This window comes from Streptomyces sp. NPDC047072 (genome assembly GCF_040643855.1).
Taxonomy (GTDB): domain Bacteria; phylum Actinomycetota; class Actinomycetes; order Streptomycetales; family Streptomycetaceae; genus Streptomyces.
In genome coordinates this window covers 1-22773 of the sequence record NZ_JBEYVC010000168.1, presented here as the reverse complement: position 1 = coordinate 22773, position 22773 = coordinate 1, and the positions used below count along the sequence as shown (strand labels likewise).

Sequence of the window (22773 nt, the reverse complement as noted above, 5' to 3'; positions counted from 1 at the left end):
GTCCTGGCGGGCGAGGGCGAGCAGGAGCCGGTAGCGGTCGGCCACCGGCCAGACGCCGAGGACGAACCACGCGAGCGCCCGCTCGGGCGCCTCCGACTCGTCCGGCTGCCGGGCCGCGGCCGCCCGCAGAGCCTCCGTCGCCTCCTCGGCCAGCGCCTCCACGAGGGCCGCGCGGCCGGGGAAGTGCCCGAAGAGGGTGCGGCGCACGACACCTGCGGCGCGGGCGATCTCCTCCAGGGTGACGTCGGGGTTGCGGCCCAGTTCCTGCCGGGCGGTGACCAGGATCCGGGCCCGGTTGGAACGGGAGTTGCTCCGCAGGGGCTCGCGGCTCACGGGCTTGGGCACGGGGGGCACCTCGGGGATGTGCTGAACTGGGCAAGCCGTCGGAGGCGTGTTCGCCGGGGCGTGCCGGACGGACCGTCGTGGATCGTTCCTCATCCTTCCATGCCCGGTGTCGCCGGGCCGGGCGGTGGCGTGGCGCGGGCGCGGTGGCGGCGGACCGCGTCGCGGTTGGCGCAGCGGGGTGAGCAGTAGCGGCGGCGGCCCGTACGGGAGGTGTCGGCGAAGATCGAGGCGCACTCGGTCACGTCACAGCGCCGCAGCCGGTGCATGCCGCGGCCCGCCAGATGGAGTGCGGTGCCCACGGAGATGATCGAGCACAGCAGCGTGCCGAGCGGCTGTCTCGCGTCCCGGTAGTGGATGTGCCAGCCGGTGCCGGTGTGGTTGGTCATCCGCGGGTAGGCGGCCGCCGAGGCCAGCATGAGGTTGAGCAGCTCGGCGCGCTCGTGCTCGTCCGTGGCGTCGACGACCTTCTCCCAGGCGTCCAGCACCTCCTCGGTGTGGCCCAGGTCCTCGGGCGTGACGGTCCCGTCCAGGACCAGTTCTGCGGCTCGGCAGCGTTCGGCCAGTTCCTCGACGTCGGCGGGCGGGCGTTACATCGGCCTGGTCGGCATGGGACAACGCGCGGCGACCTCGTTCGCCGCTGGACGCGCTGGCCGTCGCCCTGAGGGAACAAGGGAACAGCTGACCGCGGACGCCTTACGGGTCCTCGTCGTGAACGGCGCCGGCGACCGACTCGCCGCCTGCGGCATCGCCACGATCGAACAGCGCCTGCCGGGCCCGGACTCGGGGGACGGCAGGGTCGGCCAGGTCCTGACGGTGATCACGGACCCCACCCACCACGACCGGAACCACGGCCACACGATCATGCGCGGTTTGCTCGACTGGTTCCGGCGCCACGAGGTGTCCCGCGTCGACGCGTTCGCCGGCGGGGAGGGTGAACTCCTTTACCGCGAGGCCGGGTTCACCCACCGCCGGGAGGCCGCGCTGTCGAACTCCGTCACTCCTTCCCGGTGAGCAGTCGTCTCGGGTTGGCGATGCGGAAGGCGTAGGCGGCCGCTCCGCCCAGGCCGAAGCCGGGGTGTTGCGGGGGCTCCGCGTAGGGGCGGTCGGAGCCCTGGACAACGCTGTCCACGCCCAGGGCGCGGACCACCGAGTCGACCGCGCGGGGGCCGTAGGAGGAGGTCTCGACGAAGACGTCGCGGTCCGGGCGGGCGGTGCCGTCGCCCCGGGCGGCGAAGCGTTCGCCGTGCAGCGGGGCGAGGCCGGCCAGGAGGGCGAAGCAGACCCGGAGGCGGGGATGGCGGGGGCGGCCGTAGGCGCGGAAGGCGAACCAGGCGGCGTGCATCTGCTGGACGTAGGGAACCATCGCCGGCCACCAGCCGGGGCCGTCGCCTCCGGCGGCCGCCGCGGGTCCGGGGTGCACGAACAGCGGCAGGTTCCGCTCCTCCAGCAGGTCGAGCAGCGGGGCGCAGCGTGCGTAACCGGCCGCGTCCACCAGGGCGTCGGCCGGCAGCTGGAGGCCGACGAAGCCGCGGTCGAGATCCTCGGCCGTCGCCTTCGCGTCGACGTCCCGCACACAGGCCGCCGCCCACGCCCCGAACGGCTCGGGCAGCGCGGCCGCGCCCTCGTGATAGGCGTCAAGCAGTGGGCGGGCCTCGGGCGCGGGCAGCCACTCCACGCCGATCGGCGCGGACAGGGAGACCAGCGCGAGGCCGAGCCCGTCGGTGGCGGCGAGCTCGGCGCGGCGCACGACGTCGTGGTCGGCGGGGGGAAGGTCGTAGGGCGGCTCGCCGTGCAGATACAGCGTCCAGCCGTCCAGATACGGCGGCTCGCGGCGCGCCCGCAACGCGGTCACCAGCGAGGGAGTCCACAGATGCTGGTGCACGTCGACATTGGTCATGACGCTCCTCCCACCTGGACGCGCAGGGTGCTCCGCACATCGTCGGCCACCATGATCTCGTGGCGGACCACCCCCGCGTCCAGTGTGCGAGGTCAGGCGTACACGCGCACGGAGTTCGTCGGCGTGAGGTCCGTCCACAGACCGCTGGAGCAGTTGTTGCCGATGTCCCAGGCCACGCTGCCCGTGGCGTTGTATCCCGTCCAGCCCTGGACCCGCGCCCCGCCCGTCTGGCAGTTCAGGATGGTGTAGTCGCCGACGAGGTTCTGCACGTTGTAGGTCCGGTAGTAGTAGAAGTCGTACACCTTCGCGTGGTTGGAGCTGCCGTCCCAGATGTCGCCCTTGTAGATGCAGACGTGGCCCGACGCGCAGGCGTCGGTCTGCGCTGCGGCGGACGCGGTGGTGGTGGAGGCCGCGGTCATGGGCAGGGCCAGGGCCAGACAGGCCAGAAGCCCGGTGAAGAAGCGACGCATGAAGATCCCCTCACTGAGATGCTCGGTCGGCACGCATCATCGAACGCCGAGCGTCGGACGAGGAATCCGGAACGTTCCAGGGTCACCCATGCGGACGTGCCTCACCCGATCTCGACCACGCGCGCCCAGTCCGGCGGCGCCTCGGGCCGGTAGTGCGGCTCGTCCCAGGAGCGGCCCTCCACCGGTCGGCTGAAGAGCCCGATCACCGTCCGGCAGGCGGGTCGCGCGCTCGGCCAGGGGGTCTGCCCGTCGGTCAGGGCCACCACCACGTCCGGCCGGGGACGCGACCGCAACGCCCGCTCGAAGCCCGTCCGCAGATCCGTGCCCCCGCCGCCGACCAGCGGGACGCCCTCGGAACGGCACAGCGACCGGACCGCCCCGGCCGCCGCGTCGCACGAGATCACGCCGACCAGGTCCTTGCGGCCGCCGACCGCACGGGCGATCGCAGCGACCTCCAGGAGCGCGCTGCCCAGCTCGCTGTCGCTGACCGAGCCCGAGGTGTCGACGATCACGCAGACCCGGGGCGGCCGCCGCCGCAGACTCGGCAGCACCACGCCCGGCAGCCCGGCCGAACGGCGCGCGGGACGGCCGTACGTGTAGTCGTCGCCCACCCCGGGGGCGGTGGCCGCCGAGCGGATCGCCGCACCCAGCAACTCCCGCCACGGCTGCGGCGGATGGAACACCTCCTCGGCCCACCGCCGCCAGCCCTTCGGGGTGTGGCCCGGGCGCGCCCTGATGCCCTCGGCCACCCGGAAACGGACCGCGTCGCGTTCCTGCTCGCTCAGCCCGTCCGCCCCGTCGGGACCGAGGTCCCACGGGCGCTCCAGTCCGTCCGCGCCGCTGCCGCAGTCCAGCCAGGACAGGTCCAGCGTCAGGGGCCCGAGACTGATGCCGTTCAGGTACTCCTCCATCAACCGGCCCTCGGGCAGCCGCAGGCGGGACGGCTCCACGGCGCCCTCGGGCCGGACCAGTCCGTCGCCGTACGCGTCGTCGTTGATCTCGCAGTCCCCGGCGATGTTCATGCGCAGCCGGTCGCCCAGCCCGGTCAGCCCCCGTTCGTGCGCGATCCGGTCGCCGCGGCCGTGGTGGTCGCGCAGGAGGTGCGACACCTCGTGCACCCACACACTCGCCAGCTCCTCCACCGGCGTACGGTCCACGAACGCCGGCGAGACGTAGCACCGCCAGTGCCGGTCGACGCCCATCGTCGGCACCAGGCGCGACTCGACGGTGTGCAGGGCGAAGAGGGCGGTGGCGAGGTAGGGGCGGGCGCGGGCGGCTTGCAGCCGGGCGGCGAAGAGCTTGTCGCGGTCGAGGCGGGTATCGCTGTCATCAGGTGCTCGAACCGCTTCCCGAGCGTCCGTGTTCATCGGCCCGCCTTCGCCGGCGTCGCGGCCCGCACCGCCGCGCGATCCGCGCGTCGGGACAGCGACACCACTCCGGCGAGCTTCTCGATCGCCGCGGGTACGTCCCAGTCCTCCTGGCGCAGCGAGGCGAGCGTCGTCGCGGGGACGACCACCAGGTCCGGCGCCCCGGTCTCCAACGCGCGGACGAGCACCGCCCAGGCCGAGTCCCAGCGGGCCCGGTCCGGACGCGTGCGGACCGCCGCGACCACGCCGTCGAGCACGGCCTGCCGCAGGTCACCCCGGTCCGGCAGCACCGCGGCGGCCGGATCGGCCAGCACGTCCTCGGGATCGGGAAGGTCCATCCGGTCCACGCTCGCCAGCAGTTCGAGCCCCGGCCCGTCCCCGACCGTGCCCCGCACCAGGAGGGACAGCACGTCCCGGGAGGAGCCCGCGGCGGTCGCGAACGCGATCAGCGACAGCGTCATGTCCCAGCTCCGGGGCGAGGGCCAAGGGCCGCCGCGCCGGGCCTCGTTGGTGGGCAGCCGGTGCACGAGCGTCGGCCGGGCGGCCAGCAGCCCGCACACCGCGCGCCGCGCGAAGTCCACGGCCTCGGGCAGCTTGGCGGGATCCAGCCGGGGCAGCGTCGCCCGCGGCCACGTCCCCCCGAGGCCGCGGACGACGACCTCGTGGTCGTGGGTCCACTGGAGATGGACGAACCGGTTGGCCAGCGGCGGACTCAGCTCCCAGCCGTCGGCGGCCGAGGAGCGCGGGTTCGCGGCGGCCACGATCCTTACGCCGGGCGGCAGTTGGAGCGCGCCGATCCGCCGCTCAAGGACCAGGCGCAGCAGCGCGGCCTGCACGGCGGGCGGCGCGGTGGACAGCTCGTCCAGGAAGAGCAGCCCCCGGCCGGCCCGGACCAGCCGTACGGCCCAGTCCGGCGGGGCCATCGGAACGCCCTGCACCGCCGGGTCGTCCCCGACGACGGGCAGCCCGGAGAAGTCGGAGGGCTCGTGGACGCTGGCGATCACGGTGGTCAGCGGGAGGTCCAGGGCGGCGGCGAGCTGGGTCAGGGCCGCGGTCTTGCCGATACCCGGCTCACCCCACAGCAGCACGGGCAGATCGGCGGCCACGGCCAGCGTGAGCGCCTCCAGCTGGGAATCGGGGCGCGGTTCGGTCGTGGTGTCGCGCAGCAGGGTCAACAGGTCGGCGGCTACGTCGAGTTGGGCAGCGGGAGCAGACATGGGGCATCACCTTTGAGGGAGAGAAGGTTTGGGGAAGAGCGGGGGAGGACGTGAGGGCGTGGTTCAGCGCAGGTTGGCGTGGCGCGGGTGGGAACGGCGTTCGAGGCGGGCGCGGACGTCCCGGCGCCGGCGGTCGCCGCAGCACCAGCAGCCGTGCGAGACGGCGTACTCGTCCCACCGCTTCCGCGCCGGCCCGTCCCCCGCCAGCCCGGCCTTGAACAGCCCGTAGACGACCCGCTGTCGCGCGGCCGCCTCCAGCGCGTCCCGCAGCGGCCCGGCCCGCAACAGCGCGTCCGGCCCCAGGAGTTCCTCTACGACGGCCAGGGCGCCGTCGATGTCGCCGTGCGCCAGGCGTTCGCGGACGTCGTCGAGGGAGTGCGGGCGCCGGTGCGCCCGGTCGACGGCCTGGAGACAGGGCAGGGGAGTGCCGGTCAGCGCGACCAGCAGTTCCTCGCGACGGATCTCCTCCGGGTCGTGGTCCAGCGGCACGAGCACCCCGTCGACCAGGCCGATCCGGTGGACGGCGCCCCGGCACTCCACGTAACGGGGCCCGCTCGGCGGGCCGGAGGCCGAACGTCGGCGTACGTGATCCGGCGCGAGCGCTGCGGCGACCAGCGGATGCAGCTGATCGGCCTCGATCGCACCGCTGTCGAGCAGCTCCAGATCGGGCGGCACCCAGGTCGCCGCGTCAGGCAGGACGGGCAGCGCGGCGTACGGGGGCCTCGCCTCCGCGATCCGCACCGGGCCGCCGGCACCCTCCGGCACTTCAAGGACCAACCGATGCCGGCCGCCCAGCCGTACCAGCACGGCACCGGCGGACCGGCCCTCCGCGCCCAGCACGATCCGCGCCTCGTCCGCCCACCGCCCCACGGCACAACCGAGGCCCGGTGGAACGGCGTTGAGCAGCACGGGATCCGTCACGGCGGACAGCCCGACCCCGGCGCGGACCCGCAGTTCATCCGCCCTGCCCGCGTCCCACAGGTGCCGGTGCAGATCGAGCCGGAACCGCGGACCGGGCCGCGGATGCGGATGCCGGCACGGGTCGGACCCGGCGGGGGGCCACAGGGCGAGGGTGATCCGCTGGCCGGCGTCGGCCCAGGCGGGCGCGGTGCGGACCACCAGATGCAGGGCGTGCCCGAAGGCCGCGTACCGGGCCAGCGACAGGGTCAGCCCCGGCCGCAGCAGCCCGTCCGGAGCGATCCTCGGCATGTGCCAGCGCAGCAGGTCGGGAGCGAGCGCCCGCAGATCGGACCGGACCCGGCCCGCCAGCTCCCGCCCGTGCACGCGGGCCACGGACCGCAGGTTGAGGTCTACGTCGAAACCCGCGGCGACACAGGCCCCCGCCCAGTCACCGGCCAGGCGCCGGGCGGTCGCGGTCTCGATCACGGAGGTCGGCACGGCGAACTCGCGCACGCGCGGCCAGAAGGACGTACGGACATCCTCGTTCGTCTCGGCAGTGAGCATCAGCACTCACCTTGAGCGAACGGGACCCCCAATCGATCAGGAGTATGAGTCGTCATCGCGGGCGAGCGTAACGGCTTCCCGGAACCACCGGCCACTCATTTTCCGAGCGCGGAATCAGGACGACTTGATCGCACTGCGTGATCGAAACGGCACTGTGTGTTGAAAGTGGGGCAGTTGGTGCAGCAGGGTGTGGTGCCATGGACCGAGACCGGAGCACGCATCCTCGTCCGACCCGTCGTCAACTCCTCGCGGCGGCAAGCGCGGTGCCCCTCGTGGGAGTGGCCCCCGCGGCGGTGGCACGACAACGTGCCGACACCCTGACGTTCACCCGCGCCACCAACGGCTCGGCGACCCTCGCCCCCGCCGGCGACCGGCTCGTCGCCGAGGTCCAGGGCACCCTGTGGTCCCTGCCCCGCACTGGCGGTACCGCCCGCCCCCTCACCCCGCCCGACCTCGAACCGGGCCGCCCCACCCACTCCCCGGACGGCGAGCTGATCGCCTTCAGCGCCTACCGGGACGGCGGCTTCCACCTCTGGACCGTCCGCCCCGACGGCTCCGACCTGCGCAGACGCACCGACGGCGCCTGGGACGACCGCGGACCGGCCTGGTCGCCCGACGGCACCCGGCTCGCCTTCTCCTCCGAGCGCGGCGGCGACCCCGTGGCCGGCAGCCCGTACCGCATCCACGTCCTGGACCTGCGCACCGGCCGGATCACCCGCGTCACCGGACTGCCGGGCCAGAACGGGCCGCTCCAGGAAGGCCCTTGGGAGGACTTCGACCCCACCTGGTCGCCGGACGGCACGGGCATCCTGTTCGTCCGCGCGAAGACGGTCACCACGGCCCAGGGCCCGACCATGGAGGCCCGCACCATCGCCGCGGTCCCCGCCGACGGCACCGGCCCGGTGGTCGTCCGCCACACCGAGACCGAGGCCGCCCAGGTCATGACCCCGGCCCTCGCCGCCGACGGCCGCCTCGCCCATCTGCGCACCACCGCGGCCCCGAACGCCTCCTGCACCCTCGTGGTCGACGGCCGTGCCGTGTCCGTCGCCGGGGACATCGCGCCGGTGCCCCCGCGCTGGACCCCGGCGGGCGCCCTGCTCCTCACGCTCGACGGCGCCTTCACCCTCGTACGACCGGACAAGCCGGCGCAGCCGGAGACCATTCCCTTCGAAGGCGCGCTGCCCGTGCGGCGGCCGCGGTACCGGACCAAGGCGTACGACCTCGGGGAGGGGCGGGTGCGTCGGGTGCGCGGCATCCATCTGCCCGCGCTCTCGCCGGACGGCCGGCAGATCGCGTTCGCCGCCCTCAACTCGCTGTGGCTGGCCGGGAGTTCGGGAGGGCGTCCGCCCAGGCGACTGCGTAAGGCGGACCGCACGCGCTATCTGCTCGCGCCCTCCTGGTCCGCCGACGGGCGGTCACTCGTCTACGCCGACGACCGCGACGGACTGCTCGGCGTGTACCGGCACGATCTCGCGACCGGTGCCGAGACCGCGCTCGCGACCGGCGGCCGGGTGCATCCTGCGCTGTCGCCGGACGGTCGGCGGCTCGCCTGTCTCGACATGACGGGCGGGCTCGTCGTCCGCGACCTGGCCTCCGGCGAGGAACGGGTCCTGGTCGCACCGCTCGGCGGCGGCGGGCTGCCCGGCCGCCCCAGCTGGTCGCCCGACGGCCGCTACCTCGCCCTCTGTGACCGCAACCGCCTCAACTCCCGCTTCCGGGAGGGCTACAACCTCGTCCGGGTCGTCGACACCACGACCGGCGCCGACCGGCTGCACGCGGTCGCGCCCCACACCTCCATCGCCGACCGCTACGACTCCGGGCCCGTCTGGTCGCCGGACGGCCGCTGGATGGCGGTGATCGTCGAATCCGCCCTGTGCCTGCTGCCCGTCGAACCGGACGGCACCCCGCGCGGCGCCCTGCGCACCCTCACCGACGAACCGGCCGACCACCCCTCCTGGTCCGCCGACTCCACGACCCTGCTCTACCTCTCCGGCGACCGGCTGCGGCTCGTCGACGCCGACGGCGGCCCCGCCCGCACGGTCCGTGTCCCGCTCGACGCTCCGCGGCCCACCCCCGCCGACCTGGTGGTGCACGCCGGGAACCTGTGGGACGGCACCGGCGAGAAGACCCGCGACGACGTCGACATCGTCGTAAGTGCCGGACGTATCACGGCAGTCGAGCCGCACCGCGCGGGACGCCGGGCCGCCCTCCGCCGGATCGACGCCTCTGGACGGACCGTGATCCCCGGCCTGTGGGACACCCACACCCACCCCTGGCAGTCCACGTACGGCGGCCGCCAGACGGCCGGTCAGCTCACCTACGGCATCACCACGGCCGTGTCCCTGGGCGGCTTCGCCTACGAACAGGCACGTGTGCGCGAGGCGGTCCGGACCGGAGAACTCGCCGGTCCCCGGCTGCTGAGCACGGGCGAACTCCTCGACGGGGCACGGGTCGCCTACAGCATGGGCCGTGCCCATCGGACCCGGCAGGGGCTGCGCCGGTCGCTGGAGCGGGGTGCCGCGCTGGACTGGGACTTCGTCAAGACGTATGTCAGGGCGCCCGGTTGGGTGATGGAGGAGGCGGCACGCTTCGCCCACGACCGGCTCGGAGTCCGCGCGGGCAGCCATCTGCTCTCGCCCGGCGTACAGCTGGGCCAGGACCTGACGACCCATCTGCAGGCCACCCAGCGCGCGGAGTTCGGGCACGCCGTCACCGCGTCGGGGCGCGCCTACGAGGACGTCGTGGAGATCTACACCGCCCACGGGGTGCGGTTCTCCCTGATCGCCACGCCGTTCACCGCCGCACCCCTCCTCGGTGCGGATCCCGGGCTCGCGGACGACCCGCGGGTCACCGCGGTGATGCCGCCGTGGGACGCGGCCGCCGTCCGGCAGTCGGCGGGCGTACCGCCCACCCCGGCCCAACTCGCCACGCTGGACCGGGAGATCGCCATCTACCGTCGGATCCTCGCGGCGGGCGGCATCGTCGCCCTCGGCACGGACCAGCCGCTCGTCCCCGTCGGCCTCTCCCTGCACCTCGGCCTGCGGGCCCTGCACCGCGGCGGCCTCTCCCCGGCCCAGGCCCTGCGCACCGCGACCGTCCTGCCCGCCCGCCTCTTCGGCCTCGACCGCGACCTCGGCACGGTCGAGCAGGGCCGGCGCGCCGACCTGACCGTCATCGACGGCGACCCCTTCACGGACTTCACCACACTGGTCCGAACCGTGTCGGTCCTCAGAGGCGGAGTCCCGTACACCACCGAGGAGTTGACGGCGGCCTTCTCACCGACGACACGGCGCGCGACGGCGGCAGGGACGGCTTCCACGGTCGAGGCCGACTGGCTGGAGGTGGGACGCCTGATGCGCAGGGACGGCTGCTGCGACGGGCACTAGCGACCGCGGAGTCCGTCAGCGGGGCGCCGCGGCTTCCCACGTCTCCTCGGTCAGGGCGAGGTACCGGTCGGTCTCCGTGCGGGGTGGCAGGGCCGGTGCGTCGTCCCTGGTGCGCAGGGCGGCCGCGGCTGTGAGGTGGCCCAGGCGGAGGCGGGCGCGTTCGTCCCGGTCCTCCAGTACGGCGGCCAGGTAGCCGGCGGCGAACGCGTCGCCCGCGCCGACCGGTTCGACCACCTTGGTGGGGAGCGACGGGACGAAGGTCCGGGTGCCGTCGGTGTACGAAGTCGCCCCGAACTCGGCATCCTTGACGACCACGACGGGCGCCGGGGAGAGCAGGCCCGCGATCTCGTCCGGGTGGGGTGTGCCCCACAGCTCCTCGGCCTCGTCCCGTCCGACGAACACGATGTCGGCGGCGCGGGCGAGCCGCAGGAGGTGCGGGGCGGCGTCGCGGTCGCGCCAGAGGGCGGGGCGGTGGTTGACGTCGAAGGAGACGAGGGGGCGTCGGCTCTCGCCCGGAGCGAGCAGGGTCTCCAGCAGCCGCGCGCAGCTCTCCGAGAGGGCCGCCGCCACTCCCGAGAGGTGCACGATCCGGGCCCGCCGCAGCGCCGGGTGGTGGGCCAGCTCCGGGCCCATCGCGGTCGCCGCCGAACCGCCCCGGTAGTAGTGCGTACGGGTGCCGTCCGGGCCGGGGTCCTTGAAGTAGACCCCGGTGGGACGCTCCGCGTCGGTCTCCACACCGCTCACATCGACGCCCCGCCCGGCGAGTTCCGCCAGGACCCGGCGGCCGAACGGGTCGTCGCCGACGCGGCTGAGCCAGGCGGCACGGTGCCCGAGCCCGGCGAGGCCGCACGCCACGTTGGACTCGGCGCCGCCGACGGCCACGGCGAGTGCGGACTGCTCGGCGAGCGGACGGTCGTCGCACGGACCGAGGACGACCATCGTCTCGCCGACGCACACGACATCGGCGGCACCCCCGGCACCGGCAGTACGACCGGCACCCGCCTCACGAGAGGGAACGGACACGAAGGGACTCCTAAGCCTGTGCGGTCAGCCGCAGCATGACCTTGCTGCTCCCGCTCGCCGGGTCCGCGGCGACCGCGAGGGCCTCCTCGGCCCGCTCCAGCGGGAAGCGGTGGGTGATCAGCGGACGTACGTCGAGACCGTCCCGGAGCGCCCGCAGTGCCTCGTCGATCTCCTCGACGAAACGGTACGAGCCGATCCAGGTGATCTCCCGGGTCACCAGGTCGCCGAGGACCGAGGGCACCGCCGCACCGGGCAGGTTGCCCACCTGAACGACCGTCCCGCCCCGGGCGGTTGCCCGCAGCACCGGCCCGAGCGCGGCCGGTGCGCCTGATGCCTCGAAGACCACGTCCACGTCCTCCGGAAGCGACGCCCCACCTGACAGGTCCCGTGTCTCGTCGGCCCCCATGGCCTTGGCCACCGCGAGCGACGAGGAGGCGAGGTCGGCGGCGATGACGGTGCCCGCACCGCGCAGCCGCGCCGCCGCCACGACCAACGACCCGATCGGACCACACCCGTTGACCAGAACCGTCCGCCCGCGCAGCGAGGGCACCCGGCCGGCCGCGTGCAGCGCGACCGCCAACGGCTCGGCCAGCGCGCCCTGTTCGGTGTCGACCCCCTCGGGCAGCGGCCGCACCTGGTCCGCGGGCACCGTCCGGAACTCGCTGAACCCCCCGTCGGTGTGCGGGTCGAAGGCCGCCGAACCGAAGTAGCGGACGTGCGGGTAGAGGTTCGTACGGCCGGCGATCCGAGGGGGAAGGACACCGTCGCCGACGAGTTGGGCGGGATGGACGGTCACCGCCTGTCCTGCGTCGAACCCGGCGACTCCCGGTCCCAGTACCGCGATCCGCCCCGCCACTTCGTGCCCGAGGACCAGCGGATGGGTGAGCGAGGCCGTCCCGGAGGCCCCCTTCCTCCAGTACGCGATGTCGGAGCCGCAGATCCCGCCCCACTCCAGGGCGAGCAGCACCTCACCGGGGCCCGGCGAAGGGACCTCCCGTTCGTCGATCCGCACGTCACCGGGGCCGTGCACCACGACCGCCCGCATCAGGCGCGTCCTCATACGGCGTCCTCCAGGCGGACCAGGTCACGTCCGTGGGTCTCGGGCGCGAGCAGCGCGCTGACGAAGGTGATGAGCGAGTAGACGACGAGCATCGCCGCGATGGGCCACCAGCTCCTGGTGACCGCCGTGAGCGTGGCCGCGAGGACCGGCCCGATCGCCGTGGCGAGGATGCCGCCGATCTCCTTGGCGAGCGCGAGCTGGGTGAACCGGGTGCGGGAGCCGAAGAGTTCGGCCATCGTGACGCTCTCCAGGGAGAACAGCCCGAGGACACCGATGTTGAGGCCGAGCACCATGCCCAGCATCAAAGCCGGGGTGGAGCCGGACGTGATCAGCAGCATCACCGGGAAGGCGAGGACCACGGTGAGCGCGGTGAGCCCGAGATACAGCGCGCGGCGCCCGAAGCGGTCGCCCAGCAGACCCACCAGCGGCACGGTGGCGAAGCCCAGGAGGGAGCCGTAGACGATCGCGTCCGTCGGTACCGACCGGCCGACCGCGAGGTTGGTGGCGATGTAGCCGACGAGGAACGTCTGCACGAGCCCGGAGTTGCCGGCCTGTCCGAAGCGCAGCCCCAGCGCCACGAAGAACGCCTTGCCCTTGCGTTGCCGTATGCCCGCCGCGAGGACATCGCCGTCCTGCGCCGCCGCGAGCACCTCGTCCTTGGCCATCGCCACGCCGTCGACCACGTCGGGCCGCTCCTCGAAGACCGGGCTCTCCTTGAGCCCGCGGCGCAGCCAGAACGCGAACAGCATCAGCACGAAGCTCAGCAGGAACGGCAACCGCCAGCCCCACGACAGGAGTTGGTCCTCGCTCAGCACCGCGAGGAGCACCGCCCAGAGCCCGGAGGCGGCCAGCGTCCCGGAGTTGGTGCCGAGCGACACCAGCGAGGAGACCAGCCCGCGCCGCCGGACGGGCGCGTACTCGGCGAGCAGTACGGTCGCCCCGGCGATCTCCGCGCCCGCGCCGAAGCCCTGGATCAGCCGCAGCGCGACGAGCAGTACCGGCGCGAGGATGCCGATCATGCCGTAGGTCGGCAGCACACCGATGAGCGTCGTGGACGCGCCCATCAGCAGGATCGTCAGATAGAGGACCTTCTTGCGGCCGATCCGGTCGCCCATCCGCCCGAAGTAGACGGCCCCGGCGAGCCGGGCGACGTACCCGACGCCGTAGGTGGCCATCGCGGCGATCAGACCGATGGCGGGGCTGACGTCCGGGAAGAAGATCTTGTTGAAGACGATCGCGGCGGCCAGCGAGTAGAGCTGGAAGTCCATGAACTCCATGGCCGTGCCGAGCCAGCCGGAGACGGCGGCTCTGGCGAGATCTCCGGTACTGCGTTGCGCGGCCGGCGTCTGCTGAGCGGCTATGACGCTGTCCTTCATCGTGAACTCCATTGTTCGGGGACGGAGATGAAGCGGGGTGGTCAGATCTCCACGAGTCCGGTGCGGAGAGCGGGGAGCCGGTCCGTGACGGCGGTGGTGAGCGCGGAGTCCTCGGCCAGGTCGCCGGCGCCGACCTCTACGAGCAGGTCACGCACCGGTCGCCCGGCGTGCAACGCCCAGGCGGCGAGGCCGAGTTCGAGCATCGGCGTACGCGCGCCCCGTGCCCGCAGTTCGCGCAGCCCGGGCAGCCAGCGCTCCGGGATCTTCAGTGATCCGTCGGTGCCGATCTGCCGCAGCAGGTGCCGCATCGCGGGATTGCGGAAGCGGACGACGAGATCATCGGTGTAGGCGGCCGGATCCGGTCCGCCCGCCGGGAGCGTGGGCGCGACCTCCGCGCACAGCCCCCGCACCAACGGCTCGCCCCAGTCGGTCGCCATGGCCTCGGCGATCGTGGTGAGCCCGGTGGCCAGACCGGCGTAGGCCAGTGCCGAGTGGGAGCCGTTCAACAGCCGCAGCTTGGTGAGTTGGTAGGGCCGGACGTCCGGGACGACCAGCGCTCCGGACTTCTCCCAGGGCGGCCGGGGCGCGGCGAAGGAGTCCTCCAGCACCCACTGGCGGTACGGCTCGGCCGTGACGGGCAGCGCGTCGCGCACCCCGAGGGCCGCACGCGCCCCCGCCTGGTCGGCGTCGGTCGTCGCGGGCACGATCCGGTCCACGACCGTCGAGGGGAAGGCGACGGCCTCGGCCATCCGGCGCAGCACCCACGCCCGGTCCGGCCACTCGGAAGTGCGGACGAAGTCCTGGACGACCCGGCCCAACACACCGCCGTTGTCGGCCATGTTGTCGCAGGAGACGACGCTGACCGGCGGCGCCCCCGCGCGCATCCGGGCGGCGAGTCCCGTGGCCAGCCGTGCGATCACCGGTGTGAACGGCGGGCGTTGATAGCCCTTCTCCGTCACGGTCAGCGTCACCACCGTCACCGAGGGATCCGTGAGCAGGGCGTCGACGGCCATGGCGTCCGGCCCCATGGCCAGCGCGTCGATCACCGAGCCGACCACCCGACAGCGATCGCCGTCCGGACGGCGCTCCACAAGCGAGTACAGACAGTCCTGTTCGCGCAGCGCCCGCACGGTCTCCGTCGACCGGGGCGCGACCGCCGTGATGCCCCAGGGTTCCCCGGAGAGCGCGGCCGCCTCCTCGGTGTAGACCGCCTGATGTGCCCGGTGGAAGGCGCCGAGCCCGAAGTGGACGATCCCCGTGCGGAGTTCGGCTGGATCCACCAACGGCCGCTGCCCATAGGGGAGTCGGGAGGCCACCGTACGATTCAAGAACGCGCTCACCAGTCGTGCACCGACCCGTCGAGCCGACGCGCGACCGGCAGATAACGCCGCTGGTAGGGAAAGCGTTCGGCGGCCTTCTCGTCGTACTCCACACCCAGGCCCGGCTGTTCGGACGGATGGAGCATGCCGTCGGCGAAAGCGACCCCGGTGCGGAAGACCTCGTACGTCTCGTCCGGGTGGCCCATGTACTCCTGGATGCCGAAGTTCGGTACGGCGAGGTCGAGATGGACGGCGGCGGCCATGCTCACGGGGGAGAGGTCGGTGGCTCCGTGGGAGCCGGTGCGGATCTGGTACAGCGCGGCGAGGTCGAAGATCCGGCGCAGGTGGGTGATCCCGCCCGCGTGCACCACGGTCGTGCGGACGTAGTCGATCAGCTGACCCGTGATCAGATCCTGTACGTCCCAGATGGAGTTCATCACCTCACCGACCGCGATCGGGGTGGTGGTGTGCTCGCGGATGAGCCGGAACGCCTCCTGGTTCTCGGCAGGGGTCGGGTCCTCCATCCAGAACAGCCGGCACGCCTCGACGCTCTTGCCGAACCGGGCCGCCTCGATGGGCGTCAGGCGGTGGTGGACGTCGTGCAGGAGGTGGAAGCCGAAGCCGAAGCGTTCGCGCACGGCCTCCAGATAGGTCGGCGCGAAGCCCAAGTAGGCCTCGGTGTCCCAGGGTTGCTCCTCCGGCAGGTCGGTCGCGGCCGGCTCGTAGACCTGCCCCTTGCGGACCCCGTAGGTGCCCCCGACCCCGGGCACGGCCGCCTGCGCCCGCACGGCCTTGTACCCGAGCTCCAGATAGCGCGAGACGTCGTCGAGGAGGGAGGGCACGTCGGTGCCGCTGGCGTGCGAGTAGACCAGGACGCCGTCGCGGGAGCGGCCGCCGAGCAGCTGGTAGACGGGCAGGCCGGCCACCTTGCCCTTGATGTCCCACAGGGCGGTGTCGACGGCGGCGATCGCCGTCATGGTGACCGGGCCGCGCCGCCAGTAGGCGCCCTTGTAGAGGAACTGCCAGATGTCCTCGATGCGCGCCGGGTCCCGGCCGATCAGCAGCGGCACCAGGTGGTCGCGCAGATAGCTCGCCACGGCCAGCTCACGTCCGTTGAGCGTGGCGTCGCCGAGGCCGGTCACCCCGTCCGTGGTGGTGATGCGCAGGGTGACGAAGGTGCGCCCGGGGGAGGCGACGAACACCTCCACGCGTTCGATCTTGCTCACAGCGGCTCCTGTGTCCCTCAGGTTGTCGCGAAGTACTTGTATACAAGCATCTGTCGCGGAGCATCGCAATACTTGTACCGCCGTGACTACGTACGATGTGCGCATGGCTCAAACGAACGGGCGGACCAGCCGTCGCGACATCTATCTGAAGCTGCGTCAGATGGTCCTGACCCTCGAACTCGCCCCGGGCGCCGCCCTGTCGGAGAACGAGCTCGCCGCGTCGCTGGGCGTCAGCCGCACCCCGGTGCGGGAGAGCCTGATCCTGCTGGGGCAGGAGGGGCTGGTGCAGGTCTTCCCGAAGATCGGGTCCTTCGTCTCCCGGGTGGACCCGGCACGGGTCGCCGACGCGCAGTTCCTGCGGGAGGCGGTGGAGCTGGCCTCGCTCGCGGACCTGCCCGCGGAGCTGGACCCCGAGGTCGTCGGCGAACTACGGGACAACCTCGCCCGTCAGCGCAGCGAGGGCCTCGCCCTGGAGGAGTTCTTCGCCCTGGACGAGGCCTTCCACCAGGGCCTGATGCGGCTCAGCGGCCACGGCGAGGTCTGGACGACCGTCGCCGCGGCCAAGGGCCATCTGGACCGGGCCCGGCGGCTCGGGCTGCACGAGAACGTGTCCCCGGCCGTGTTCGCCGCCCAGCACCACGAGATCCTCGACGCGGTGGTCGGCGGCGACACGGACCTGGCCCGCACCGCGATGCGCACCCATCTGCGGGCCGTCTTCGACGACATCGAACGCATCCGCGCCCACTCGCCCGAGCTGTTCGCCACGGACGCCTCGACGGTGCCGGTGCGGCGCAACGTCGTCGTCTGGGAGTGACCTGGGAGTGACCGGTCAGCGCGCGGCCCGCTTCACCTCCACCGAGAGGTCGTTGTCGAGGGTGTAGTACGGCCGCACGATCGCGTCGCCGACCGCGGTACTCGGATAGACGAAGACCGACTTGCGGTCCGCCACGTCGTCCAGCAGCCGGGCGAGCCGGACCGGCGGCGCGCCCGGCGCGGGCCGTACGAAGACGTTCCAGACGCCGTCGCCCAGCTGCTCGTGGTCGACCCCGAAGGAGAAGGCGCGCGTCTGCGTCCGCGTCAGCGGCACCCGTACGACGTCCTCCGCGCCCCGCACCCGCAGCAGCACCTCGGCGCCGTCCCGCAGCACGGCCCCGTGCAGCAGGCCCTCGACCCGCAGCGTCCGGTCCGTCACATCGACCCGCCCGGCCTCCGCGTGCGCCGGCCGCAGCCAGGTCCGGATCGCGAGGTACCCGTCCTTGGTGACGTAGGGGATCCGCACGGCCAGCGGCGACGGCCACTCCCGCAGATGCCCGTCGACCAGTTCCCGCAGGTCACGGTGGCCGGGCCGAAGCCGCGTGCGCTCCGAGCCGCGGAGCAGGAAGACGTCCCACCGGCCCTCCTCCAGCACGGCGTCCGCATCGAGTACGGCACTGGCGTGTCCCTCGCCCGTCGCCTCCATGTCGAGCACCCGCACGGTCTTCTCGGGCTGCCCCGTCTTCGGCCGCAGCCGCAGCAGCACCTGCTGCCCCTCGGCATCGGGCAGCGCCAGGCCGAAGGTGATCCGGCCACGGTCGTCGGCCGCGCAGGCCGCACGGGGTGTCGTGGTCATCGACGCCTCCTTCGTACGACGCGCACAGCCATGTCCGCCACGGCGAGCGCGGCGTCCCGGGCCCCGTGGCCCCGGGCGACGAGCGCGCCACCAGTGCTCTCCCGCACCACCGGCCGGCCCGCCCGACGCGCCTCGACCGCCTCCTCCAGCAGCAGCTCCGCCTGCCGCACCACCGGCTCGGGGGCGAACCGCCGCGCGTTCTCCAGGGCCGCCAGGCCCCTGCGCCGACGCAGGTCGTCGTCGCGTATCAGCTCCAGCAGGGCCCCGGCGAAGGCGTCCCGGTCCCCGACCGGCACCAGCCGGCCGTCGACACCGTCCGCGACGATCTCGGCCGGACCGTGCGGACAGTCGGTGCTCACCATGGGCAGTCCACAGCGCATCGCCTCCACCAGCGTCATCCCGAACGGCTCGAAGTCCGCGGCGGTCGCCCCGATCGAGCCCTTGACCCACTCCGCCTCCATGGGTGCCGCGGCGCCCATCAGGAAGACGTTGTTCCACAGGCCGAGGTCGGTGATCAGCCGTTGGAGCCGCTCGCGCTCCTCGCCCTTGCCATAGATACGCAGCTGCCAGTCCGGGAACTCAGCGGCCACCAGGGCGAACGCCTCGATTATCAGGTCGTACCGCTTGACCGGCACCAGCCGCCCGGCTGCGACGACCACCTTGGCCCTGCCGTCCGAGGGCGGCAGCACCGGATCCGGCACGCTGTTCGGCAGGGCCGCCACCCGTACGCCGGGCAGCCGCATCCGGCGCCGGTAGGCGCTCGCGTCCGCCTCGGTCACCGTGGTGAGGACGTCGAGCCCGGGGTAGGCGCGGCGCAGCGTGGTGCGCAGCCGGGGCGAGTGCTTGTCCAGCGTGAGGTGTTCCTGGCCGATCCGGGCCACCTTCGGAGGAGCCTGGCGGGCCAGATGCACGTTGAGGCCGGGCCGGGTGCCGATCACCGCGTCCGCGTCGGTCGTCGCGAGGGCCTCGGCGATCCGCCGGTCGGTCAACTCGCTGTAGTCGCGGTAGCGGTACTCGGAGCGCGGGTACACCCGCGACGGCTTGAGATGCGACGGGTGCTCCCTCTCCTGCCGCAGGTCGACGAGCGGCCGCAGCCGCACCCGCGGATCCAGCACGAAGTTGGGGTGCTCCCGGTGCCGGAACACGGAGACGATCTCGACCTCGTGCCGTTCGGCCAGTGCGTGGGCCAGGTTGTACGTGGTGGTGATCGTGCCTCCTATTCCGTAGGCGTTGTGGAGCAGGAAAGAGATCTTCATAGGGAGCTAGACCCCCGCATCGGCCGTGCGGTTGGCATCCGTTATCCATTCGTGGTGCTCCGGCCACCTGAGCGTCATGCTCCGGATCTGTGAACCGGACAGATCAGGGCAGGAGGTCGCCCACCAGTGCGAACACGAGGTTAGCCTGGACGTGATCACTCCTCCCACCTGGAGCGTCAAGCCCGATGAGCGTCGTCACCCCCTTCCCCCTCGGCGCCGCGACCACCCTCGCCGCACTCGCCGAGGACCCGCATCCACGCCTGGCCCTGCTGCGGGAGCACGAACCCGTCTCCTGGCTGCCGGAGTTGGGCGGCTGGCTGGTCACCCGCCGCGACCTCGCGCTCGAAGTCCTGCGGGACGCGGGGGCGTTCACCGTCGACGACCCCCGCTTCACCACCGCGCAGGTCGTCGGCCCGAGCATGCTCTCCCTGGACGGCCCCGAACACGCCCGCCACCGCGAGCCGTTCGCCGCGCCGTTCCGGCCCCGGGCGGTGCACGACGGGTTCGCCGAGTTCATCGAGGGAGAGACGGACCGGCTCATCACCGGGCTCCTGACGAAGAACGGCACCGCCCTCAGGCAGGACGGCACCGCCGAACTGCGGCGCGACTTCGCCGGACCCCTCGCCGTAGCCGTCGTCACCAAGGCGCTCGGGCTGGCGGGCACCACCCCCGACACCGTCCTCACCTGGTACGACGCCATCGTGCAGGCCGTCTCCGACCTCACCGCCGGACTCACCCCGGCACCCGCGGGCGCGGAGGCGTACGCCCACCTCCGCAAGGCCGTGGAGACCACGGTGACCGGTACCTCGCTCCTCGCCTCCGCGATCGGCCCCCTCACCCTCCCCGAGGTCTCCTCCAACGCCGCCGTCCTGATGTTCGGCGGCATCGAGACCACCGAGGCGATGATCGCCAACGCCCTGCTCCACCTGCTGCACCACCCCGACCAACTCGCCCTCGTACAGCAGGACTTCGCCCTCCTCGACGGCGTCATCGAGGAGTCCCTGCGCCTCGAACCCGGCGCCGCCGTCGTCGACCGCTACGCCACCCGGGACATCACCCTCGGCCCCGCCACGATCCGCAGCGGCGACCTCGTCACCGTCTCCCTGGCGGGCGCCAACCGCGACCCGGACGTCTTCCCCGACCCCGACCGCTTCGACGTCCGCCGCGCGAACGCCCGCCTCCACCTCGCCTTCGCCCACGGCCCGCACTACTGCCTCGCCGCCCACCTCGCCCGCCTGGAGACCCGCATCGCACTGCGCCACCTGCTGGAACGCCTCCCCGGTCTCCGCCTCGACCCGGACCGCCCGAGCGCCCCACAGGGGCTCGTCTTCCGCAAGCCGCCCACCCTGCACGTGCGCTGGTCGGCCCTCGTCGGGAGCGGCGAGTCGTGACAGGCTGAAGTCCACGGATCTTGCCGGACCCAAGGAGCCCGATCGTGTCGTACGACATCACCGCCCTCCGCTCCCAGTTCCCGGCCCTGGCCGCCGGAACGGCCCACTTCGACGGCCCCGGCGGCACCCAGACCCCGCGGCCCGTCATCGACGCCGTCGCCGACGCGCTGGCCCACCCGCTCTCCAACCGCGGGCAGAACGCGCCGGGGGAGCGCAACGCCGACACGATCGTCGTCGAGGCCCGCCGGGCGCTGGCCGACCTGCTGGCCGCCGACCCGTCCGGGATCGTCTTCGGCCGCAGCGCCACCCAGCTCACCTACGACTTCTCCCGCACCCTCGCCCGGTCCTGGGCGCCCGGCGACGAGGTGATCGTCACCCGCCTCGACCACGACGCCAACGTCCGCCCCTGGATCCAGGCCGCCGAACGGGCGGGGGCCACCGTCCGGTGGCTCGACTTCGACCCCGCGACCGGCGAACTGGAACCCCTCCAGGCCGTCCTCTCCGAGCGCACCCGTGTCGTCGCCGTGACCGCCGCCTCCAACCTCATCGGCACCCGCCCCGCCATCTCCGAGATCTCCCGACTGGCCCATGAGGCAGGGGCGTTGGTCTACGTCGACGGCGTCCACTACACCGCCCACGCCCTGGTCGATCTCGAAGCGCTCGGCGCGGACTTCTTCGTCTGCTCCCCGTACAAGTTCCTCGGCCCGCACCACGGAGTCCTCGCCGCCCGCCCGGAGTTGCTGGAGACCCTGCGCCCGGACAAGCTGCTGCCCTCCACCGACGCGGTCCCCGAGCGCTTCGAACTGGGCACCCTGCCCTACGAGTTCCTCGCCGGCACCCGGGCCGCCGTCGACTTCCTCGCCGACCGACTGGACCCCGCGGCCACCGGCACCCGGCGCGAACGCCTCGCGGCGGGCTGCGCGGCCCTCGAAGCCCACGAGGATGATCTGCGCGCCCGGCTCGACAAGGGGCTCGCCGCCCTCGACGGCATCACCATCCACTCCCGGGCCGCCGACCGCACCCCCACCCTGCTGCTGACCTTCGCCGACCACAGCACGGCGGACGCCTACCGCTTCCTCGCCGAACCCGAGCGCAACGTCCACGCACCCGCCGGCTCCTTCTACGCCATCGAGACCTCCCGCCGGCTCGGCCTCGGCGACACCGGCGGACTGCGCGTCGGCCTCGCGCCCTACACCGACACGGAGGACGTCGACCGGCTGCTCGCGGGCCTCGCCGACTTCCTGACCACCTGAGGGAAGGAGAACGGATCATGACCACGTTGCCCACCGTCCGCGCGGTGCGGACCACCCCGGAAGGCCTCCTGTGGGAGCCCGGCGAGCGCTGGGTGCGCGGCCGCAAGGGCGAGGTGACCGTCGTCGACAGCCGCCACCCGGTCCTTGTCTGGGAACCCGACCTCCCGGTCCCGCTGTACGCCTTCCCGCGCGCCGAGGTCCGTGAGAACCTCCTGCGCCCCGCGAAGAACCCGCCGCCCGCGAGGCACGCCGGCTCGCAGGTCTTCTACGACCTGGAGATCGACGGCTCGACCGTGGAGAACGCGGCCTGGACCTACCCCGCTGCCGACCTGGCGGACCACATCGCCTTCGAGTGGTTCCGGGCCCCGAACCGAGGCGTCGACCACTGGTACGAGGAAGAGGAGGAGATCTTCGTCCACCCCCGCGACCCGCACAAAAGGGTCGACGCGATCCCGAGCAGCCGCCATGTCCGGGTCGCCATCGACGGCACGACGGTCGCCGACACCCACCGGCCCGTCCTGCTCTTCGAGACCGGACTGCCGACCCGGTACTACATCCCCCGCGAGGACGTACGCGACGACCTGCTGGAGGCCACCGACCACACGAGTGGGTGCCCTTACAAAGGCACCGCCCGCTACTGGTCGTCGCGCACGCTGGCCAACATCGCCTGGAGCTATCCCGAACCCCTCCCCGCCGTGGCCGCCGTCAAGGATCTGATCGCCTTCTACAACGAGGTCGTCGACATCACCGTCGACGGCGAACTCCAGGAACGCCCCGAGACCCCCTTCAGCGACACGCTCCGGAAGTGACCCGGCTCTCATAGCCGATCTGCCCTTTTGCCACGACCATGGGGGGCGTCACCGGCAGGCCGAAGGGATCGGGAATGCTCCGCAAGGTACTGGTCGCCAACCGTGGTGAGATCGCGATCCGCGCATTCCGCGCGGGTTACGAGGTGGGGGCGAGGACGGTCGCCGTCTTCCCCCACGAGGACCGCAACTCACTGCACCGGCTCAAGGCCGACGAGGCCTACGAGATCGGTGAACCCGGCCATCCCGTGCGGGCCTATCTCTCGGTCGAGGAGATCGTCCGCGCCGCCCGGCAGGCCGGCGCGGAC

At 72.9% G+C, this 22773-nt stretch carries 20 protein-coding genes and 1 pseudogene; 7 read left to right on the top strand and 14 right to left on the bottom strand.

Going from position 1 to position 22773, the window contains the following annotated elements; all coding sequences use genetic code 11:
• Both ABZ896_RS42465 and ABZ896_RS42460 read right to left on the bottom strand, forming a co-directional pair.
• A partial coding sequence (locus tag ABZ896_RS42465; protein WP_360941088.1) for a helix-turn-helix domain-containing protein occupies positions 1-345 on the bottom strand: 345 nt, incomplete at its 3' end.
• An 89-nt stretch (positions 346-434) separates the two neighbouring features.
• Positions 435-911: pseudogene (locus ABZ896_RS42460) on the bottom strand (CGNR zinc finger domain-containing protein); the annotation flags it as partial.
• A gap of 142 nt (positions 912-1053) precedes the next feature.
• Between ABZ896_RS42460 and ABZ896_RS42455 the strand changes: the two are divergent.
• Complete coding sequence (locus ABZ896_RS42455; RefSeq protein WP_360941085.1) at positions 1054-1356, top strand: hypothetical protein; 303 nt, start codon at positions 1054-1056, stop codon at positions 1354-1356.
• Here the strand turns inward: ABZ896_RS42455 and ABZ896_RS42450 are convergent.
• The 5 genes from ABZ896_RS42450 to ABZ896_RS42430 all read right to left on the bottom strand — a co-directional run bounded on the left by ABZ896_RS42450 (position 1340) and on the right by ABZ896_RS42430 (position 6760).
• Positions 1340-2242, bottom strand: coding sequence for an amidohydrolase (locus ABZ896_RS42450; protein ID WP_360941082.1), 903 nt, complete (start codon positions 2240-2242; stop codon positions 1340-1342). The two genes, ABZ896_RS42455 and ABZ896_RS42450, sit on opposite strands and share 17 nt — an antisense overlap.
• 92 nt (positions 2243-2334) lie before the next feature.
• Positions 2335-2712: a hypothetical protein gene (locus ABZ896_RS42445; RefSeq protein ID WP_360941079.1), complete on the bottom strand. Its 378-nt coding sequence runs from the start codon at positions 2710-2712 to the stop codon at positions 2335-2337.
• 101 nt (positions 2713-2813) lie between these two features.
• Complete coding sequence (locus tag ABZ896_RS42440) at positions 2814-4079, bottom strand: VWA-like domain-containing protein (RefSeq protein ID WP_360941076.1); 1266 nt, start codon at positions 4077-4079, stop codon at positions 2814-2816.
• Entirely contained in the window at positions 4076-5296 is a 1221-nt protein-coding gene (locus tag ABZ896_RS42435) for an AAA family ATPase (RefSeq protein ID WP_360941072.1), read from the bottom strand. Before ABZ896_RS42435 ends, ABZ896_RS42440 begins: the two co-directional genes overlap by 4 nt.
• 63 nt (positions 5297-5359) lie before the next feature.
• Complete coding sequence (locus ABZ896_RS42430; RefSeq protein WP_360941069.1) at positions 5360-6760, bottom strand: hypothetical protein; 1401 nt, start codon at positions 6758-6760, stop codon at positions 5360-5362.
• A gap of 197 nt (positions 6761-6957) precedes the next feature.
• On the opposite strand from ABZ896_RS42430, the gene ABZ896_RS42425 reads away from it, so the two are divergent.
• On the top strand, positions 6958-10146 hold the full coding sequence (locus tag ABZ896_RS42425; protein WP_360941066.1) for an amidohydrolase family protein: 3189 nt from the start codon (positions 6958-6960) through the stop codon (positions 10144-10146).
• 15 nt (positions 10147-10161) lie between these two features.
• On the opposite strand, the gene ABZ896_RS42420 is transcribed toward ABZ896_RS42425, so the two are convergent.
• From ABZ896_RS42420 to manD, 5 genes are read right to left on the bottom strand one after another with little or no spacing between them, the layout of a single operon-like run.
• A complete protein-coding gene (locus ABZ896_RS42420) occupies positions 10162-11169 on the bottom strand; it encodes a sugar kinase (RefSeq protein ID WP_360941063.1) in 1008 nt (335 codons plus the stop codon).
• Positions 11170-11179: 10 nt separating this feature from the next.
• A complete protein-coding gene (locus tag ABZ896_RS42415) occupies positions 11180-12229 on the bottom strand; it encodes an L-idonate 5-dehydrogenase (RefSeq protein WP_360941061.1) in 1050 nt (349 codons plus the stop codon).
• A complete protein-coding gene (locus tag ABZ896_RS42410; RefSeq protein ID WP_360941059.1) occupies positions 12226-13605 on the bottom strand; it encodes an MFS transporter in 1380 nt (459 codons plus the stop codon). Before ABZ896_RS42410 ends, ABZ896_RS42415 begins: the two co-directional genes overlap by 4 nt.
• Before the next feature lie 41 nt (positions 13606-13646).
• Positions 13647-14921 carry a mannitol dehydrogenase family protein gene (locus ABZ896_RS42405; protein ID WP_360941057.1) on the bottom strand — a complete coding sequence of 425 codons (1275 nt, stop codon included), beginning with the start codon at positions 14919-14921 and terminating at the stop codon, positions 13647-13649.
• Positions 14922-14941: 20 nt separating this feature from the next.
• Positions 14942-16150, bottom strand: coding sequence for a D-mannonate dehydratase ManD (manD, locus tag ABZ896_RS42400; RefSeq protein ID WP_360941055.1), 1209 nt, complete (start codon positions 16148-16150; stop codon positions 14942-14944).
• A 103-nt stretch (positions 16151-16253) separates the two neighbouring features.
• Here manD and ABZ896_RS42395 point away from each other — a divergent pair, with 103 nt between their 5' ends.
• Complete coding sequence (locus ABZ896_RS42395; protein ID WP_360941053.1) at positions 16254-16964, top strand: GntR family transcriptional regulator; 711 nt, start codon at positions 16254-16256, stop codon at positions 16962-16964.
• A gap of 15 nt (positions 16965-16979) precedes the next feature.
• Here the strand turns inward: ABZ896_RS42395 and ABZ896_RS42390 are convergent, their stop codons facing one another.
• A complete protein-coding gene (locus tag ABZ896_RS42390) occupies positions 16980-17759 on the bottom strand; it encodes a hypothetical protein (protein ID WP_360941051.1) in 780 nt (259 codons plus the stop codon).
• Positions 17756-19015 carry a glycosyltransferase family 4 protein gene (locus ABZ896_RS42385; RefSeq protein WP_360941049.1) on the bottom strand — a complete coding sequence of 420 codons (1260 nt, stop codon included), beginning with the start codon at positions 19013-19015 and terminating at the stop codon, positions 17756-17758. Before ABZ896_RS42385 ends, ABZ896_RS42390 begins: the two co-directional genes overlap by 4 nt.
• A gap of 185 nt (positions 19016-19200) precedes the next feature.
• On the opposite strand from ABZ896_RS42385, the gene ABZ896_RS42380 reads away from it, so the two are divergent.
• The 4 genes from ABZ896_RS42380 to ABZ896_RS42365 all read left to right on the top strand — a co-directional run.
• Positions 19201-20406 (top strand): cytochrome P450, encoded by a 1206-nt coding sequence (locus tag ABZ896_RS42380; RefSeq protein WP_360941047.1) that lies wholly within the window; start codon positions 19201-19203, stop codon positions 20404-20406.
• Positions 20407-20450: 44 nt separating this feature from the next.
• On the top strand, positions 20451-21659 hold the full coding sequence (locus tag ABZ896_RS42375) for a cysteine desulfurase-like protein (RefSeq protein WP_360941045.1): 1209 nt from the start codon (positions 20451-20453) through the stop codon (positions 21657-21659).
• Positions 21660-21676: 17 nt separating this feature from the next.
• Positions 21677-22468, top strand: coding sequence for a DUF427 domain-containing protein (locus ABZ896_RS42370; RefSeq protein WP_360941043.1), 792 nt, complete (start codon positions 21677-21679; stop codon positions 22466-22468).
• 74 nt (positions 22469-22542) lie between these two features.
• Positions 22543-22773, top strand: a 231-nt coding sequence (locus ABZ896_RS42365) for a biotin carboxylase N-terminal domain-containing protein (protein WP_360941041.1), incomplete at its 3' end; no start/stop codon positions are given.